Source organism: Rhodobium orientis (assembly GCF_003258835.1).
GTDB classification, from domain to species: Bacteria; Pseudomonadota; Alphaproteobacteria; order Rhizobiales; family Rhodobiaceae; genus Rhodobium; species Rhodobium orientis.
The window spans coordinates 20,203-38,527 of the sequence record NZ_NPEV01000015.1 but is presented as its reverse complement, the minus strand read 5'-3'; the positions used below and the strand labels follow the sequence as shown (position 1 = coordinate 38,527).

The 18,325-nt window shown below is 67.2% G+C and carries 13 protein-coding genes; 1 reads left to right on the top strand and 12 read right to left on the bottom strand.

Annotated features, from left to right (window positions below; all coding sequences use genetic code 11):
* Positions 1 to 29: 29 nt before the first annotated feature.
* Positions 30 to 980, bottom strand: coding sequence for a phosphate/phosphite/phosphonate ABC transporter substrate-binding protein (gene phnD / locus CH339_RS09210; protein WP_111434061.1), 951 nt, complete (start codon positions 978 to 980; stop codon positions 30 to 32).
* A 177-nt stretch (positions 981 to 1,157) separates the two neighbouring features.
* Here phnD and CH339_RS09205 point away from each other — a divergent pair, with 177 nt between their 5' ends.
* Positions 1,158 to 1,778, top strand: a complete 621-nt coding sequence (locus CH339_RS09205) for an HAD family hydrolase (protein WP_111434060.1) — start codon at positions 1,158 to 1,160, stop codon at positions 1,776 to 1,778.
* A gap of 361 nt (positions 1,779 to 2,139) precedes the next feature.
* Here the strand turns inward: CH339_RS09205 and CH339_RS09200 are convergent, their stop codons facing one another.
* The 11 genes from CH339_RS09200 to CH339_RS09150 form a co-directional block, all read right to left on the bottom strand.
* Complete coding sequence (locus CH339_RS09200) at positions 2,140 to 3,177, bottom strand: histone deacetylase family protein (protein WP_111434059.1); 1,038 nt, start codon at positions 3,175 to 3,177, stop codon at positions 2,140 to 2,142.
* A gap of 106 nt (positions 3,178 to 3,283) precedes the next feature.
* Positions 3,284 to 4,804 (bottom strand): phosphomannomutase/phosphoglucomutase, encoded by a 1,521-nt coding sequence (locus CH339_RS09195; protein WP_111434058.1) that lies wholly within the window; start codon positions 4,802 to 4,804, stop codon positions 3,284 to 3,286.
* Positions 4,805 to 4,970: 166 nt separating this feature from the next.
* The gene (locus CH339_RS09190) at positions 4,971 to 5,489 is read right to left on the bottom strand and encodes a retropepsin-like aspartic protease family protein (RefSeq protein ID WP_111434057.1); all 519 of its coding nucleotides are present in this window, start codon (positions 5,487 to 5,489) and stop codon (positions 4,971 to 4,973) included.
* A 192-nt stretch (positions 5,490 to 5,681) separates the two neighbouring features.
* Positions 5,682 to 8,111 (bottom strand): ATP-dependent helicase HrpB, encoded by a 2,430-nt coding sequence (gene hrpB, locus CH339_RS09185; protein ID WP_244669034.1) that lies wholly within the window; start codon positions 8,109 to 8,111, stop codon positions 5,682 to 5,684.
* A gap of 114 nt (positions 8,112 to 8,225) precedes the next feature.
* Positions 8,226 to 9,239, bottom strand: a complete 1,014-nt coding sequence (glk, locus tag CH339_RS09180; RefSeq protein WP_111434055.1) for a glucokinase — start codon at positions 9,237 to 9,239, stop codon at positions 8,226 to 8,228.
* Positions 9,240 to 9,355: 116 nt separating this feature from the next.
* Positions 9,356 to 11,452 (bottom strand): ABC transporter ATP-binding protein, encoded by a 2,097-nt coding sequence (locus tag CH339_RS09175; RefSeq protein ID WP_111434054.1) that lies wholly within the window; start codon positions 11,450 to 11,452, stop codon positions 9,356 to 9,358.
* A 10-nt stretch (positions 11,453 to 11,462) separates the two neighbouring features.
* Positions 11,463 to 12,614: an ABC transporter permease gene (locus CH339_RS09170; RefSeq protein ID WP_111434053.1), complete on the bottom strand. Its 1,152-nt coding sequence runs from the start codon at positions 12,612 to 12,614 to the stop codon at positions 11,463 to 11,465.
* 11 nt (positions 12,615 to 12,625) lie between these two features.
* Positions 12,626 to 13,561 carry an ABC transporter permease gene (locus tag CH339_RS09165; protein WP_111434052.1) on the bottom strand — a complete coding sequence of 312 codons (936 nt, stop codon included), beginning with the start codon at positions 13,559 to 13,561 and terminating at the stop codon, positions 12,626 to 12,628.
* A gap of 76 nt (positions 13,562 to 13,637) precedes the next feature.
* Positions 13,638 to 15,293, bottom strand: a complete 1,656-nt coding sequence (locus CH339_RS09160; protein ID WP_111434051.1) for an ABC transporter substrate-binding protein — start codon at positions 15,291 to 15,293, stop codon at positions 13,638 to 13,640.
* A gap of 602 nt (positions 15,294 to 15,895) precedes the next feature.
* On the bottom strand, positions 15,896 to 17,023 hold the full coding sequence (locus tag CH339_RS09155) for a mandelate racemase/muconate lactonizing enzyme family protein (RefSeq protein WP_111434050.1): 1,128 nt from the start codon (positions 17,021 to 17,023) through the stop codon (positions 15,896 to 15,898).
* Between the two features lie 29 nt (positions 17,024 to 17,052).
* Entirely contained in the window at positions 17,053 to 18,240 is a 1,188-nt protein-coding gene (locus tag CH339_RS09150; protein WP_111434049.1) for an iron-containing alcohol dehydrogenase, read from the bottom strand.
* Between the last annotated feature and the right edge of the window lie 85 nt (positions 18,241 to 18,325).

The window sequence follows — 18,325 nt, the reverse complement described above, 5'->3', positions numbered from 1 at the left end:
GACCGCCGCCGCCCGTCCCCTTCCCCGGCTCATCCATTGTCCGGCCCGACAGCGGCCGGAGGGGCCGTTGCCGGCGCCGTTGCTGCCGGCGCGAACACCTCCACCATCGGCCGATAGGCGTCCTCGGTAACCCCGGAAAAGCCACCCGCGAAATAGCGCTCCACCGCGTCATAGGCGGTGCGGTCGAGGGATTTCAGCCTGAGGAGCGCGGAGCGCAAGCGGTCCTTCAGGGGCTGCGGAAGGCGTTTTGAGACCGCGTGCGGCCCGTGGGCGATCGGCCGCGACCGCCAGACGATCCGCACGGCGGGACCCGCGACGTCCGCTGCCGCCGCGAGGCCGGCGAGCGGCCCGCGGCCAGCGTCGTCCGGCTCCCAGGCGACGGCGGCGTCACCAAGGCCGGCCAGCACCGTGCCGATGGCGGCCTTCGGCCCGTCGGCATGGCGGATGCGGGAAAAGAAGGAGGCCGGCTCGAGGCCGGCCGCGGCAAGTTCGGCGATCGGCACCAGATCGCCGGCCGTGGCGCCGGGACGGCCGAGGATCAGGGATTTGCCTTTCAGGTCGTCGATCGCGCGGACCGCCGCATCGGCGCGCACCACGATGACGGCGCGATAGGAAAGGCTGCCGTCGGCGGCCGCGGGCGCGGCAAGCGGCTCGATGCAGCCGCAGAGCGCGGACGCGGCACCATAGGCGGCGGCGCCGTAGATGGCGTAGTCGATGCGGCCGGTGGTGTGGGCGTCGATGAGGCTGGAATAGCCGACCGCGGGGACGAACTCGACTGGCAGCCCGGCTTTGGCGCTGATGCGGCGGCGAAACGGCTCCAGTTGCTTGAGGCGCTGGATCGGGTTGGCGCCGACGACGACGCCGATCCGCAGCACCTTGACCGTGTCGCGCCAGTCGGCGCGCGCCGGCAGCCCGGCCGCCAGCATGGCGACAACGGCGGCAACGAGGAGTGGCACTGTGCCGACCCTGATCCGGATCATCTGTCCTGGTCCCGGTGTTCCGCCCCCTCGCCTTGCCGATACTGCGTCACAAGGCCCGCGATTTCAAACCGAAATGCTTGCGCGATCCGCTTGCCTTGCCGCAATCGCCCGGCCAAAACGGGACATCTGTTCGACCTGTTTGCTCTTGCGCCAACGCCCTGCCCCGGACCCTTCGCCATGACCGAGACCAAGATCGACACCGTCATTTTCGATATCGGCCGGGTGCTCGTCGCCTATGACCCCCACCTCCTGTTCCGCCAGATCCTGCCGGACGAGGCGGCCGTCGACCGGTTCCTTGCCGAGATCTGTACCTCGGAGTGGAACTACCAGCAGGATCTCGGGCGAAGCTGGGACGTGGCGATTGCGGAACGCATCGCGCGCTTTCCAGAGCACGAAGACGCCATCCGCGCCTTCCGCACCCGCTGGCAGGAGATGGTGCCGGGCCCGATCCCGGAAAGCGTTGATCTCCTTGAAGCGCTGCACCGGAACGGCGTGCCGCTCTATTCGATCACCAATTTTTCCAGCGACACCTTCGCCGAGACGAAGGCGCGGTTCCCGTTCCTGTCGCTCTTCCGGGATATCGTCGTCTCGGCCGAGGAAGGCCTCGGCAAACCCGACCCGCGCCTCTTCCGGCTGGCGGTCGACCGCTTCGGCATCGAGCCTCAGCGCTCGCTCTTCATCGACGACGTCGCCGCCAATGTGGAGGGCGCACGCTCGGTCGGCCTTCAGGCGGTTCAATTCACCTCGCCGGCAGCGCTTCGTGCGGATTTCGAACGCTTCGGACTGCCGGTGGCGTGACGCTTTTGGGCCGGAGCACGGTTGAACGACCGTTGCCCTCCCTCCTGCGACACCAACCGCCTTCCCCCCGGGCTATTGGCCCTGTCCAAACAATATGCCGATTGCTGCCGGAACGCCGTTGCCTGGATTGCTTCGCTTCGCTCGCAATGACGGTCTTGGTTAGTTTTACGAACAATTTCAACGTCATTGCGAGGAGGCCGTTAGGCCGACGCGGCAATCCATAGGGATCTGCGACAGGCTTCCGCATTGGCAGCACGAGATCCCGGCTCTCCGCTTCGCTCCGGCCGGGATGACGGCAGAGGGTGCGGCAACAGGGGCGCTCAACGCGCGACCTGGCGATTGGCCTGTTGAGCGGCGGAACTCACCCCGCCGCCTCTTCGAAATCCGACAACACGTTGACGCAATTGATGCCGAGTTCGGCGACGGCGTAGCCGCCTTCCATGATGAAGGCCGTCGGCAGGCCGGCGCCGGCAAGCATCCGGCCCATCTTCCGGAAATCGTCGCTCTTCAAGGTGAAGCGCGAGATCGGATCGTTTTCGAAGGTATCAAGGCCGAGGGAGACGACGAGGGCCTCGGCACCGGAGGCCCTGATGCGCACGAGCGCGGCGGCCAGCGCATCCGAATAGGCGGGCCAGTCGGTGCCGATGGCAAGCGGCATGTTGACGTTGCAGCCCTCGCCCGGCCCCGTGCCGGTCTCGTCGGCATAGCCGAGGAAATAGGGGAACTCGTCGGCCGGATCGGCGTGCAGCGAGACGAAGAGGACGTCGGCGCGATCCTCGAAGATGGCCTGCGTGCCGTTGCCGTGGTGGTAGTCGACGTCGAGGATGGCGACGCGCTCGGCGCCCTTTGCCAGGAACCCTTCGGCGGCGATCGCCGCATTGTTGAGAAAGCAGTAGCCACCATAGAAGTCCGACGCGGCGTGGTGACCGGGCGGGCGGCAAAGGGCGAAGGCGGCGCGGTCTCCGGCGGACACGATGTCGACGGTGGAAAGCGCCGTGTCGGCGCCCTTCCGTGCCGCGTCCCAGGTGCCCTCCGTCAGCGGCGAGCCGGCATCGAAGGAGTAGTAGCCGAGGCGGCCGTCGATGTGGCGCGGCGCCTTGTGGCGCCTCAGGCCCGGCACCGGCCAGACGAAGGGAAAGGCTTCGGCGTCGCGGCCGGCAGCCCGCCAGTCGGCCCAGAAACCTTCCAGGAACTGCAGATAGTCGGCGCTGTGCACGCGGGCGATGAGCGCATCGTCGTGGGCCGTCGGGGCTTCGATGCTGCCGAGGCCGACTTCCTCGATGCGCGCCTTGACGATCTCGGCCCGTGCCGGCTTTTCAACGGCATCGACGAGGGCGCCGTCGGAGAGTTCCTTCTGAGGGTCGTGGCGCGCGTGGTCGGGGGAATAGACGGTCCGCATGGCGGGGATATCCAGAAAGGACGGCCGGCGCGCCGTTCTTTTGGTCGGCACGCCGGTCCGAAAAGGATGCGGCCGCGGCAAGCCGCGACGCGCCAGGTCGAAAAAATCAGATGGTCTGGTTGTAGTCGCCGACTTCCGGGTTCTCGCGAAGGACGCCGTCGACGGCATGGAACATGTCGCGCATGCGCTCTTCGGACACGGGGCTTTCGACGACGACGACCAGTTCCGGCTTGTTGGACGAGGCCCGCACCAGGCCCCAGGTGCCGTCGTCGGCGACGACGCGCACGCCGTTGACGGTGACCAGGTCGAGGATGTCGTGACCGGCGACCTTCTCGCCCTTTTCCTTCATCTCCGTGAAACGGGCGACGACCTTGTCGACGACGCCGTATTTGGTCTCGTCGTCGCAATGGGGCGACATGGTCGGCGAGCCCCAGGTGTGCGGCAGGGCCTGGCGGAGCTCCGCCATGGTCTTGTCCGGGTTGTTGTCGAGCATCTTCAGGACGGCGATCGCCGAGACGAGGCCGTCGTCATAGCCGCGCCCGATCGGCTTGTTGAAGAAATAGTGGCCGGACTTCTCGAAGCCGACGAGGGCGTTGAGTTCGGTCACCCGGCGCTTGATGTAGGAGTGGCCGGTCTTCCAGTAGTCCGTCTTGGCGCCGTTCTGCTGCAGCACCGGGTCGGTCATGAACAGGCCCGTCGACTTCACGTCGACGACGAACTGGGCGTTGGGGTGCTTGGCGGAGAGATCGCGCGCGAGCATGACGCCGACCTTGTCGGCAAATATCTCCTCGCCCTTGTTGTCGACGACGCCGCAGCGGTCGCCGTCGCCGTCGAAGCCGACGCCGATCTCAGCGCCCGTCTCCAGCACCTTGTCGCGCAGGGCATGGAGCATCTCCATGTCCTCCGGGTTCGGATTGTAGCGCGGGAAGGAGTGGTCGAGCTCGCAGTCCAGCTCGATGACGTCGGCGCCGATCTCGCGCAAAACGCGCGGGGCGAAGGCACCCGCGGTGCCGTTGCCGCAGGCCGCGACGACCTTGATCGGCCGCTTCAGCTTGAAGCTCGACGTCAGGTCCTCGGTGTATTTGTCCGGGAAGTTCTCGACGAAGACGTAGGTGCCGCCGCCGGACAGGTCGAACTCGCCGTTCAGCACGATGTCCTTGAGCCGGCCCATCTCGTCCGGGCCGAAGGTCAGCGGGCGGTCGCAGCCCATCTTGACGCCGGTCCAGCCATTGTCGTTGTGCGACGCGGTGACCATGGCGACGGCCGGAACGTCGAGGGCGAACTGGGCGAAATAGGCCATCGGCGAGAGCGCCAGGCCGATGTCGTGGACCTTGATGCCGGCCGCCATCAGGCCATTCACCAGCGCCATCTTGATGGCCGAGGAATAGGACCGGTAGTCGTGGCCGGTGACCAGTTCCGGTTTGACGCCGCGCTCCTTGATCAGGGTGCCGAGGCCCATGCCGAGCGCCTGGACGCCCATCAGGTTGAGCTCGGGCGGCTTGTCGGAGCCGGGATGGCCGAACCACCAGCGCGCATCGTATTCGCGAAAGCCGGTCGGCTTGACGAGCGGCTCGGTTTCGAAGGCGTAGGTGTTGGGCTGGAGCGACGGCTTGGGGGTCGGAAACATCGAAAGGCCTCGCGCTATGCTTTTGCGAAAATATCTAGGACGGTGTTAGCCGATCGGCCAACTTTTGCCTAGACCGGACATAGGATGAATGAGGTAAAGGCCGTAGTTGTTCCAGCCCTGGCCGCGCGGACGGGCAAGACGGAACCGACGGGAAAGGGTCCGTCTCTCAGGGGCGCAGTACGAGTTCGCCGCCGCGCATGTCGGCGCGCGACAGGCGGCTGAGGAACGACATGCCGAGGAGCGTGACGGAAAGCTCGCCGCGGCGTGCGACGAGGGCCCGCACATTGCCGACGCGGATGGAGCCGAGGCGGATTTCGCGAAGATCGGCGGCCGCCGTCGTCGTCGTGCCGTTGGCGGTGCGCACCGGTACGGTGAATTTCGACTCCGGCGGCAGAACGCCGATGTTGCGCGCATCCTCATAGGTGAGGACGACGGCGGTGGCGCCGGTGTCGATGACGGCATCGATCTGGCGGCCGTTGATGCGCGGCTCGGCAAAGAAATGGCCGCTGCGGTCGGCCTTCAGCACCATGGTGCCGCCGCTGGCCCGGGCCTTCGGCCGCTCCGGTTCGCTATCGCCGAAGGAGACGGCAAGGCTGTCCGGATTGTCGGCAACGTCCTGCAACAGCCGCGGGCCGTAGAGCGCCGCAACGCAAGCAAGGACCAGAATAACGATGATGCGCGCCATGGCGTCCGCTCCGTTTACCCCTTTCCGCTAGCAGAAAAACCTTGTCGGGCCGTAAAATCGGAGGGTGCTGGAGCATTTCTCGCGGTTGTTGAACCGCGAGAAATGCTCCAACCTTTTGTTTCTGCCCGTATTCTTGTCCGAAAACCGGTTCCCACTTTTCGCTGCCACGGACCTGCGGTTCGGGAATACGGGCTATTTTCGCGGTTTGGCGCGCGTCGTCGGGTCAGCGGCGACGGGGTCTTCCGGCCAGGGGTGCTTGGGATAGCGGCCGCGCATGTCGCGGCGCACATCGGCCCAGGAGCCGCGCCAGAAGCCGGGAAGGTCCCGCGTCAACTGAATCGGCCGGCCGGCGGGCGACAGGAGTTCGATCACCACCGGCGTTCCGGCGAGCACCGGATGGGTGTCGAGGCCGAAAAGCTCCTGCGGGCGGACGGAAAGCGTCGGGCCGGCTTCCGCGCCGTAGTCGACGGGCGCGGTGCGGCCCGTCGGCAGGGAAATCTCCTCAGGCGCCAGCCGGTCGAGCATGGCCCGCGGCGCAAGGGCGTCGAACGCGGCGTGAAGATCACCTGAGGAAATCTCGGCAAGCGCCGCCTTGCCGGCGATGAAGGGGCCGAGCCAGGTGTCCAGGGTTTTCGTCAGGGCATCGTCTGCGACGTCCGGCCAGTTTTGCGGGTCGCGGGCGTGGACGAACGCTATCCGCCCGCGCAGGCGCTCCAGCTTTGCCGTCCAGGGCAAGCAGGAAAGGCCGAGGCCTGCGATGCCCTGAAGGAGCGCGGCCGTCACCGCCTCCGGATCGGGATTAGGCTCCGGCGTCTCGTCGAGGACGAGGCTGTCGAGGCGGCGGCGGCGTCTGGCGCGGACGGCCTTTGCGGAGCGGTCGAAGGCGATGTCGATGCTCGTCTCGATACGGTCGGCGAAATCGGCCTCGATACCGGCAAGCGACAGCGGGGCCGCCAGCGTGATGCGGGCCGCCTTCGCGGCGCCCTGCAACTCGGCGACGGCGAGGAACGGCGCGCCGGCGAGCGTGTGCGTCTCGTCGAGGCGGCCGCCGCGGCCGTTGGCGAGACGGAAATGGCCGTGGGCGCCCCTGGCCTGGGCGATGCGGTCGGGATAGGCGATGGCCAGCAGGCGGCCGGCGTCGGCCGGGTCGCCCTTGGTCATTGTCCCGCCGGCGCGGCGTGCCCAGCCTTCCGCCAGCTTGCGGGCGCTCGTGGCCCTGCCCTTTTCGGTCCGCAACCGGCGCAGGCGGTCCGTGACGTCCACGTCCGTGCCGCCGAGGCCACGTTCTGAGACGAGGACGGCGATCTCGGCGGCAAGCATCGCCTCGCCGTCTTGCGCCGCGCGGGCGACCATATGGGCGAGCCGCGGGTGAAGCGGCAGGTCGGCGATGGCCTTTCCGGCCGCCGTCAGCCGGCCGTCGTTGTCCAGCGCGTCGAGGTCTTTGAGGAGTGCCACGGCCTCGGTCCAGGCCGGTTTCGGCGGCGGGTCGAGCCATTGTAGGCTCGCCGGATCGCTCGTGCCCCAGGCGGCGACGTCGAGGACGAGGCCGGCGAGGTCCGCTTCCAGGATCTCCGGCCGGTCGAAGGGCTGCAGGGCCGCCGTCTGGCCCTCCTCCCAGAGCCGGTAGCAGATGCCGGGCTCCAGCCGGCCGGCACGGCCGCGGCGCTGGTCGGCGGCGGCGCGGGAGACGCGGACGGTCTCAAGGCGCGTCAGCCCATTAGCCGGCTCATAAACCGGCTTGCGGGCAAGGCCGCAGTCGATGACCACGCGCACGCCCTCGATTGTCAGCGAGGTCTCGGCGATCGCGGACGCCAGCACCACCTTGCGCCGGCCGGGCTCGGCCGGGCGGATGGCGCGGTCCTGGTCGGCCGGCCTCAGAGCGCCGTAGAGGGGGCAGAGGTCGACGGTCTCCGGCACGGCCTCGCGGAGCCGCTCGGCCGTGCGCTCGATCTCGCCCTGGCCGGGCAGGAAGACAAGGACGGAACCTGTCTCCTCGCGCAGCGCCTTGCGGACGGCGGCAGTCGCCTCGTCCTCGATGCGCTTCAAGGGATCCCGGCCGAGATAGCGGGTTTCGACCGGAAAGATGCGGCCCGGGCAGTCGATCACCGGGGCATCGCCGAGGAGCGATGAAACGCGGGCGCCGTCGATGGTCGCCGACATGACGAGGAGACGGAGGTCGGGGCGCAAGGCCTCGCGAACCTCCAACGCCAGCGCGAGGCCGGTGTCGCCGTCGAGGCTCCTTTCGTGGAACTCGTCGAAGAGCACGGCGGCGACGCCCGAAAGTTCCGGATCGCCGAGGATGCGCCTGGTGAAGACGCCTTCCGTCACCACCTCGATGCGGGTCTTTTTTGAAACGCGGCTCTCCATCCGCACCCGGTAGCCGACCGTTTCGCCGACCTCCTCGCCGAGCATGGACGCCATGCGCCGGGCGGCGGCGCGGGCCGCGAGCCGGCGCGGCTCCAGCACCACGATGCGGCCGTCGCCGCGCCAGGCGGCGTCGAGGAGCGCCAGGGGCACGCGGGTCGTCTTGCCGGCGCCCGGGGGTGCGACGAGCACCGCGTCGGGCCGCGCGCTGAGGCTTTTCAGAAGCTCCGGCAGGGCGGATTCGATGGGGAGTTGCATCGGCACCTTCTTGCAGACGGGCATTGACCGCGACCAGGAGCCAGCGGACAGACCGCGCTCTCCATATCCTCCATGCGTTCCGAACCGAAGGTCGTCAATGCCCTTTCGGGCCGCTCACGCCGTGTAGCGGGCGGCGGAAAGGTCGATGGCGAAGCGGTCGGTGCCCTTGGCGAGCGCGCAAAGACCCGCGAGCGCCGGCTCCGCCGTCGTCACCACATAGACCGGCATCGCCGTGACGAGGTCGCGGTGCGGGGCCTTTGCCTCAAAGGCCGCCCTGAACCCGCCAGCCTGCAGCCAGGGCACGATGCGCGGGGCGATGCCGCCGGAAAGGAATACCCCGCCCTTGGCGAGGAACACCAGCGCAAGATCCCCGGCGGTGCGCCCGAGCGCGGCGACGAAGCACTCGAGCGCCCTGCCGGCGAGCGCATCGTCCTTGGCCGCGGCGGTGATCTTTTCCGGCGCGTCGAACGTTGGCGCGCTGCCGGCGGCGGCGCAGACGGCGCGGTAGAGCCTGAGCAGGCCCGGCCCGGAAATGACGGTCTCGGCGGTCACCCGGCCCTCGATCCGTTCCAGGTGGCGCCAGATCTCCTCATCGTCGTCACCTGGGCCGAGTTCCACATGGCCCGCCTCGCCGGCCACCGGCACCCAGCCGCCGGGCGACGGCACCAGACCGGCAACGCCGAGGCCGGTTCCGGGGCCGAGCACGAGCTTTGCCGCGTGCGCCACCGGACCCCTGCCGCCGATCTGCGAGAGTTCGCCGGCGTCCAGACCCGGCAGGGCGAGCGCCTGTGCCGCGAAATCGTTTACGAGAATGACTTCGTCGAGGCCGACATCGCCGGCAACCTTCTTCGGCGTGATGTCCCAGGGATGGTTGGTGAGGCGCATGTCGTCGCCGCCGACCGGGCCGGCAAAGGCGATGATCGCGGTGCGGACCCGGGTGCCGAATTCGGCCAGCACGGCCGCCATCGCCGCGCCGAGGCCGGGATAGTCGGCGACCTTGACCTTCTTCAGGAAGCGCATGTCGGCGGCCGGATCGGCGAGGTAGCCGAGGCGCAGATTGGTGCCGCCAAGATCGGCGAGGACAAGCGGAAAGTGGAGATGCTGGGGCAATGGGGCGCCGTCGGTCACGTCGGGCGGGCTTCTTTTCCGGAGGAGTGTCTGCGTTGGAGCGACGCGTGATTTGCGGCCACTCTAAATCGGTTCCCCTGAAACTTGAAGCGCTTCCCGCCATTGCCCGGCGCGGCTTATTGGGCGGCATCGACCTGGACGATGACGGACTCCATGGTCTTCAGGAAGTCGTCCGGCAGGTGGCAGCGGATGAGGTGACCGGCCCCGAGATCGCGCAAGGCCGGCTTTTCCGTCTCGCAGAGATTGTCGGGGATGCGGTGCTTGTGCTGGCAACGGGTCTGGAACGGACAGCCGGACGGCAGATTGACGGCGGACGGGATCTCGCCTTCCAGCACGATGCGCTTCTTCTCGATCGCGGTATCGGCGATCGGCACGGCCGACAGCAGCGCCTCGGTATAGGGGTGGTAGGGCGGGGCGAAGACCTCGTCGGTCAGCCCCTCCTCCATGATGTGGCCGAGATACATGACCACCACCCGGTCGGCGAGATAGCGCACGACGGAGAGATCGTGGCTGATGAAGAGGAGCGTCGTGCGCGAACTCCTCTGGATGTCCATCAGGAGCTCGGTGACGGCGGCCTGGACCGAGACGTCGAGGGCCGAGACCGGCTCGTCGGCGACGACGACGCGGGGCCGGCCGGCAAAGGCGCGGGCGATGCCGATCCGCTGCTTCTGGCCGCCGGAGAGCTGGCGCGGCATGCGCTCAGCGAATTCGCGCGGCAGCTTGACGAGATCGAGGAGGTCGAGCATGCGCTCGCGGCGTTCCGCCTGGCTCTTGCCGACCTTGAATTTCTCCAGGACGCGGATGATCTGCGCGCCGACCGCGTGGCTCGGATTGAGGGTGTCGAAGGGGTTCTGGAACACCATCTGGATCGAGCTCAGCGTGCCGGCATCGCGGTTCTCCACCTCAAGGCTGCCGATGTCGGTCTCGTCGAGCCGGACCGAGCCGTCGGTCGCGGTCTCAAGCCCCAGGAGCACCTTGGCGAAGGTGGACTTGCCGCAGCCGGATTCGCCGACGATGGCGACCGTCTCGGCTTCCAGCGCCGTCAACTCGATCTCCTCCACCGCCTTGACGACGCGCTGCCCGCCGCCGCCGAACATCTTGTTGGCGGAGACCTCGTAGTGCTTCTTCAGGTCGTTGACGACGAGGACCGGGCCGCCGGCCTCAACGGCGTCCTGCTGGACGGCGTTTTCCGGCGGCGCGTCCCAGTCGATCTCTTCAAAACGCACGCAGCGGCTCGTGTGGCCTTCGCCGCCCGGCACCGGGCGCATCGGGATCGGGCCGACGTCGCAGATGCCGGGACGGAAGTGCTCGCAGCGCGGACCGAAACGGCAGCCCGGCGGGCGTTCCGTCGGCAACGGCAGTTGCCCGGGAATGGCGACCAGCGGCCGTGTGTTCTTGTTGGCGCCGGGAAGCGGCAGGGAACGCAGGAGCCCCTGCATATAGGGGTGGCGGATGTTGTTGAACATCTCCTTGCAGGTGCCGACCTCGACCGCCTCGCCGGAATACATCACCGTGATCTTGTCGCAGGTCTCCAGGATGAGGCCGAGATTGTGGGAGATGAAGAGGATCGAGGTGCCGAACTTGTCGGCCAGTTCGGCGATCAGCTCGATGATGCCGGCCTCGACCGTGACGTCGAGCGCCGTCGTCGGCTCGTCGAGGATCAGGAGCGAGGGCTTCGACAACAACGCCATGGCGATGACGATGCGCTGCTGCTGGCCGCCGGAGATCTGGTGCGGGAAGGCGCGCATGATGCGCCTGGGGTCCGGCAGGCGCACGGCCTCCAGCATGGCGATGGCGCGCTCCTCGGCCTCGGCCTTGGAGACGTCCTCATGTTCCAGCGGCACCTCGACGAGCTGGCGGCCGATGCGCATGGCCGGATTGAGGCTCGCCATCGGCTCCTGGTAGACCATGGCGATCTTGGAGCCGCGGATTTTCCTCAATTCCCCGTCCGACATGTTGACGAGGTCGCGGCCCATGAAGGTCATGGAGCCGTCGACGATGCCGCCATTGACGCCGAGGTCGCGCATGATGGCGAGGGCCACCGTGGACTTGCCGCAGCCGGATTCGCCGACAAGGCCCATCGCCTCGCCGGGCATGACGCGGCAGGAAAAGTCCTTCACCGCGTCGATCTCCACGGCGCGGGTGAAGTAGGAGATCGACAGGCCCTTGATGTCGAGGATCGGCTCCGGTGAGGTCGTTGTTTCGTCGCTCATGATCCGTTCCTCAGTCTTTCAGCGACTGCTCGCGCAGCCCGTCGGCCAGGAGGTTGAGGCCGAGCACCAGCGTAGCGATGGCGATCGTCTGCGGCAGCACGATCGTCGGCACGATGCGGATGAAGCCGCGGGTCTGGTTGATCATGGAGCCCCAGTCGGGGGATTCCGGCGCCAGGCCGAGACCGAAGAAGCCGAGAGTGCCGAGCAGGATCGTGGTGTAGCCGATGCGCAGGCAGGCATCGACGATGAGCGGGCCTCTAGCGTTCGGCAGGATCTCCCAGAGCATAATGTAGGCCGGGCGCTCGCCGCGGGTCTGGGCGGCGGCAACGTAATCCCGGGTGCGGATATCCATGGTCAGGCCGCGCACGATGCGAAAGACGCCGGGCGAGGAGGCGAAGACCACGGCGGCGAAGATGTTGAGCTCGTTCGGCGCCAGCGAGAAGACGCCGAGCGGATCGGCATCGAAGACGAGGCCGGCATAGACCCAGCCGCCGACGACGAGGGTCACCGCCATCAGCGACCAGAATATCTGCGGCCGCGCCGCATAGCGGGAATGGAACAGGATGCCGAGGAAGATGATCGGGAAGATGAAGAAAAGACCGGCCATGAACACGGGGATCGCCGTTTCCCGCACGCCGGGCGTCACCAGCAGGTAGAACAGGAGGATCACGGGGAAGGCGAGCACCAGATTGGCGATGAAGGAGAGGACGGCATCGATGCGGCCGCCGAAATAGCCGGCGGGAAGGCCGAGCGTGATGCCGACCACATAGGCAACGAAGGTCGCCGCCGGGGCGATCGCCAGCACGAAGCGCGAGCCGTGCACCATGCGGCTGAAGAGATCGCGGCCGAGATTGTCGGCGCCGAAATAGAGCGGAATGCCGGTTTCCGCCTCCACGGTGCCGGGCACGGCGCGCTTTAAAAGCGCGAACTGTTCCAACGGCGGGAAGGTGGCGATGACATCGGCAAAGAGCGCGGTCAGGAGCCAGAACAGGACCAGCGTCAGGCCGACGAAGCCGACGCCGGAATCGAACAGATGGCCGTAGAGCCCGAGGCGGCCGCGAAAATAGAAGCTGGTGCCGAGGATCACCGCAAGGCAAGCCCAGACCGGCCAGAAGCGGAACAGGGCGCCGATGAGGATTTCCAGGGAACCGATCTCGGTCATCTGTCGGCTCCCTACTGCACGCGGATGCGCGGGTTGAGAAAGGCGTAGCCAACATCGGAGATCAACTGGGTGATGATGACGACGGCGACGGAGACGAGCGAGCAGGCGAGCAGGAGGTCGATGTCGTTGTTGTCGGCGGCCTCCACGAGGACCCATCCGAAGCCCTTGTAGTTGAACAGCTTCTCGACGATGACAACGCCGGTCAGCAGCCAGGGGAACTGCAGCATGATGACCGTGAACGGGGCGATCAGCGCATTCCTCAAGGCATGGCGCAGGACAATGACGGGGAAGGAAAGGCCCTTGAGGCGGGCCGTGCGGATATATTGCGAGGTCATGACCTCGGCCATGGAGGCGCGGGTCATGCGGGCGATGTAGCCCATTCCGTAGAGGGCCATGGTCATCACCGGCAGGGTGAAGTTCCAGAAATCGATGTCGCCGGCCTTGGCGACGCCCTTGAACCAGCCGAGCCAGGTGGCGAAGATCACGGTGAAGATGATGCCGGAGACGTATTCGGGCGTTGCCGTCGTGATGATGGAGAAGATGGACAGACTTCGGTCCGTCTTGGAGCCTTCGCGCATGCCGGCAAGGACGCCGATGATCAGCGCGCCGGGCACCATGGTTGCCATCACCCAGAAGGCGAGGATGCCGGTATAGCCGAGGCGCTCGGGCAGGACGTCGTTGACCGGGCGGCGAAAGCGGGTCGAGCGGCCAAACTCGCCGGTCAGCGAATTGCCGAGCCATTCGCCGTAGCGCAACAGGAACGGGCGCCGGTAGCCGTTCTTTTCCAGCCAGTTCTCGATGGCCTCATCGGACATCCGGATGTTGCCCTGTTCCAGCGCCAGCTTGCGCAGGTTGGGCTCCAGGTTGACCAGCGAGAAGACGATGAACGTGAGGGCGATCATCGTCGCCAGCATGACGCCGAGACGCCGCAGAATGAAACCGAGCATTTAGAGCCGGACCTCCCCCGTCGGGCCGAGGCAAACGAGACGGGGAACGGCCGACACCGCCCCCCGGCCGAGGTGTCTATTCGTCGAGCCAGACGTCGTGGAAGTGCTGCTCGTAGGCCGGGTGCATGGCGTCGCCCTTCACGGCGTCGGTCATGTGCTTGAAGAGCGAACGCCAGTAGGGCTGGATGATGACGCCGGAGTCCTGCAGGATCTTCTCCACGTTCTCCATCATCGCCTTGCGCTTTTCCACGTCCGGGGTCGCCAGCGCCTCTTCCAGCGCCGCATCGAACTCCTTGTTGGACCAGGCCGACTCGTTCCAGGCGCCGCCGCTGCGGTAGCCCAGCGCCAGCACCTGGACGCCGAGCGGGCGCATGTTCCAGTTCGTCGTGGAATAGGGGTATTTGGTCCAGTTGTTCCAGAACGAGGAGCCGGGAATGACGGTCCGCTTGATCTTGAAGCCGGCCTCGCGGAGCTGCGCGGCAATCGCGTCTGTGGTGTTGCGGCGATAGTCGTCGTCGATGGAGATGAGCTCGTGCTCGAAATCCATCTGGCCGGCCTCTTCCATCAGCTTCTTGGCCGCCTCGATGTCGCGCTTGATCGGCGGCAGCTTGAAATATTCCGGATGGATCGGGCAGACATGGTGGTTTTCCGCCACCGTGCCGGCGCCGCTAATGCCGAGCTGCAGCACCACCTCGTTGTCGACGGCAAGCTGCAGGGCGCGGCGCACCCGCTCGTCGTCATAGGGCTTGTTGGCGACGTTGGTGCGCGCGACCACGGTTGCCGACGTCACCGCCTCAGACTTTTTGAGGCCGAGAGCGTCGAAGACCTCCACGAAGTCGGCCGTCGACTCGTAGTTCATCTGCACTTCCTCGGCCTCGAAGGCGGCGACCTCGGCCGCCGGATCCGTGCCGAAATCGGTCCATTCGACGCCGTCGAGCAGCGCCTCGCCGCCCCACCAGGAGCCGTTCTCGCGGCGCTTGACCTCAGCGCGCACGCCGACCTCCAGGGCGACCAGCTCGAAGGCGCCGGTGCCGATCGGGTTCTCCGACAGCTTGCCACCCATCTTTTCGAAGTCGCGGTGCACGACCAGCGCCGGGTAGTCGACCATGCCCGGGATGATGGTGATGTCGGGCTTGGGCAGGGTCAGCTTGACGGTGTGGTCGTCGACGATCTCGATCGCGCTGTCGCGGGCCTTGCCGGTCTCCTCGTCGATAAGGGAGGACATGCGGCCGGCCATGGAGTTGCCTTCGACGTTCTTTTCGCACCAGCGATTGAGGTTGAAGGCGACGTCCTCCGCAGTGAAATCGTCGCCGTTGTTCCAGGTCACGCCCTTTCGCACATTCAGCACATATTCGGTGGCGTCGTCGTTGATGTCCCAGCTTTCAAGGAGCCAGGGCTTGAAGGTGAAGTCGTGGGTGTAGAGCACCAGCGGCTCGACGACCTGGCGGGCGACATTGGCCATTTCCGACCAGTCGAAGATGCGCGGATCGTCGACGCGGCGGACATTCATGGAGACTTTCAGGATGCCGCCCTTCTTGGCCTCCTGGGCCCGCGCTTCGCCCGGCACGGCAATGCCGAGAAGGCCGTAGGCGGTGGCGGTGGTGGCGCCGAAGGCGGTCGCCATGGCGAGGAATTCGCGGCGGTCGACCAGGCCCTTTCGCGCGGCTTCCGCCCACTCCCGGATCTGGGGCTTCAGCGGCTTGCCGTTGATGGTCTCGTTGTGTTCGGTCATTGCTGCACTCCCTTAATCACTCGCTGTGCGGTGTCGTTTTGGCGCCGGCCGTTGTCAGCCGGCGCTCGTCTCGTTGGCGCGCCATCTCGGATGCGGGACGGCACGCGTCGATCGTCTCAAAACGCCATGACGAAGATGCGCTCGTCAGTGCTGTTCCCCTCGTCCCCGGGATATCGTTGCGCGGATCGGTTTCATTCCGGCCGCGTGATTTTTCGTTCTGTCGGGGCGGGACAATGGAAGCCGTGGGGACCGTACGCGGTCCGCGGGAAAGCGACACCCATCGTCCAAATATCGTAATTTGGCGGCTTCAGGCCCTGTCGGTGCTAGCTTAAGTCCTCCCGGCGCGGTGTCGTTCTTGAAACGCGCTCGCCCGAGGATAGTGCGCCGAGAGCATGGCGCGCAACCGTCTATCCGGATATCGCTCGAAAAATCCGGATCGCTGCTTCCGGGAAAAGGAAATACAGCAGAATGACTTACAGAGGCTCCGCACTTACCGGAACGCCTGGTTCGGATACTGTCGTTCGCCCCTCATATGCAATGGAACGAAACGTTCGGCATGTAATACCGCATGCGGTTCCGGGTCTGCCGGGCATCGCGGCCGATCACGGTCCCAACCGGGTCGCGGCAAGGCGGTCCTCATCGAGCGCGATCCCGAGGCCCGGCACCTCGCCCAACAGCAGCCAGCCATCGGCGTGGGCGAGCGACGCGCGCAGCGGGAAGTCGCGGCGCGCCAGGGACCATTCCGGCGGATCGTAGGGGAATTCCAGCCACGGCGCCTCGCCGATGCCGGCCGTCAGATGGGCGTTGGCCAGCACCCCGATGCCGTTGGTCCAGCTATGGGGCGTGAAGGCAATGTTGTGCTCACGGGCCATCAGCGCGACGCGCCTCAGGCCCGTGATGCCGCCGACGAGGGCGACGTCGGGCTGCAGGATGTCGAGGGCCCTGTCGGCAATAAGGTCACGGAATTCGTGGAGCTCGCGGGTCATCTCGCCGCCGGCGATGCGCACCGATGTCGCCTCGCGGAGCGCCCGCATGCCGGCGCGGTCGGCGCGGTGCAAAGGCTCCTCCATCCAATAGACGCCGAGGCGCTCCAACTCGCGGGCGACGGCCAGCGCGTCCTTGAAGGTCCAGGGCGCGGCCGTGTCCGAGGGCATGCGCCAACCCTGGTTGCAGTCGACCATCAGGTCCAGCTTATCGCCGAGGCGGGCGCGGATCGCTTCCAGCACCTTAAGATCGGCGCGCCAGCCGTCGCGACCGCCGGCGCTTGAGGAAAACCGGATCTTCATGGCCGGGAATCCTTCGCCGGCAAAACGTTCCGCCGCCTCGACCATTTCGGCGGTCTCGCGCAGGACGCCGGACGAGGCATAGAGCCGAACCCGGTCGGCGCGGCCACCCAAGAGCCGCCAGACAGGCTCGCCAGTGATCTTGCCGAATAGGTCCCACAGGGCGAGATCGAGCGGCCAGCAGCGGCCGTAGTGGAACTGGATGTGCGACAGCACCTCGTAGTGGCGTTCGACGCGGCGCGCGTCCTCGCCGAGAAACAAGTCCTCGTGGCCGGCAAAGCCGAGCATCAGGTCGCCGGAGCCGACGCCTTCCCTCCCCTCGTCGTCGCGGACGCGGACGATGGTGGCGTCGAAATGGGTGCGCGGCCGGCCGTCCCAGCTCGCCTTGAACGGTGGATCGAGGGGCAGGCGGTGGTGGGAAACGGCGATGGACGCGATGCGGCTCACGGGCGGTGTTCCGGTGCAGGGGACATCGCTCAGGCGAGGGCCATGACGCGCGCGGCAAAGGCGTCGATGTCGGCGTCCGTGACGGTGCGGGCCGTCGCCTCGCGCATCGGCGCATTGGCCGGGAGGCGCATCTCGGCGGCAAGGTCCTCGGCCGTCCTGTCCTTGAACGCCTCCGGCAGGCGCTTTTCGACGTCGCAGGAGGCCACCAGGCCGGAGAACCAGTCCGGCAGCGCGGCGGCATTTTCCAGGCCACAGGCGCGGGCGGCGCGGGCGAAGCGGCCGTCATCCTCTTCGACCGACCAGGCGAGCGTGGCGTCGAGGCCGAGAGCCGTTGCAAAGCCGTGGTGGATGGGGCCGAGGCCGGAGAGCGCATGGGAAATGGTATGGGCAATCGCGGTGCCGCAGGCGTCGATGCCGATGCCGGCATAGGCGGCGCCGAGCAGCATCCGGCCGCGGGCGGCAAGGTCGGTCGGGGTCTTGACCGCCGTCTCCAGCGCCCCGGCGATCAGTTGCAGGGCAAGGAAGGAATGGACCTCAGCGGCGGCGAAGCGGCGCCGGTTGGTGCAGGCTTCCAGCGCATGGACGAAGGCGTCGAGCCCGGTCCAGGCCGTCAGCGTCGACGGCAGGGTAACGGTCGTCTCCGGATCGAGGATGACGACGTCGGGCTTTGCCGCCGCGTCATGGACCCAAAGCTTCTTGCCGTCCGGGCCGGCAAAGACGGCGGTCGCGGTCACCTCCGCTCCGGTGCCGGCCGTCGTCGGGATGGCAATCATCCGCATCTGCCGGCGCGGTAGCGGGTTTTCGCCGAGCTTGTAGTGGAGCACGCCCTCGTTGGACGCGGCGACGGCGGCGGCGATCTTGGCCGCATCGATGGCCGAGCCGCCGCCCATGACGACGACGAGGCCGGGACCGGTCATGCGGACGCGTTCGGCGGCGGCGTCGATGTCGGTCGCCTTGGGCTCGCCGGCGATCGCGGCATGGATCTCGATGGTGGCGCCGGCCGCGCCCAGCGCCTCGGCAACGGGCGCGGTGCCGCCCATTTCGGCAAGGGTCGCATCGGCGATGAGGAGGATGGGCGCCTCATCGCCCGACGCCCGCAAGGCGGCGGCATGGTCGGCGATCCTTTTCGCCTCGCCCGCTCCGAAGACGAGCTCGGGAATGGGGCCGAGCCGGAAGGGCTGGGTAGCGAAGGCATCGAGCGGGTTTTCGGTCGTCATCTGGCGGCCTTTCGCGGCCGAACCGGTGGTTTGACAGTCCGGGCCTTGCGACCTTAGCCAAAAAAGCGGCGCGCATCAAAAAGAG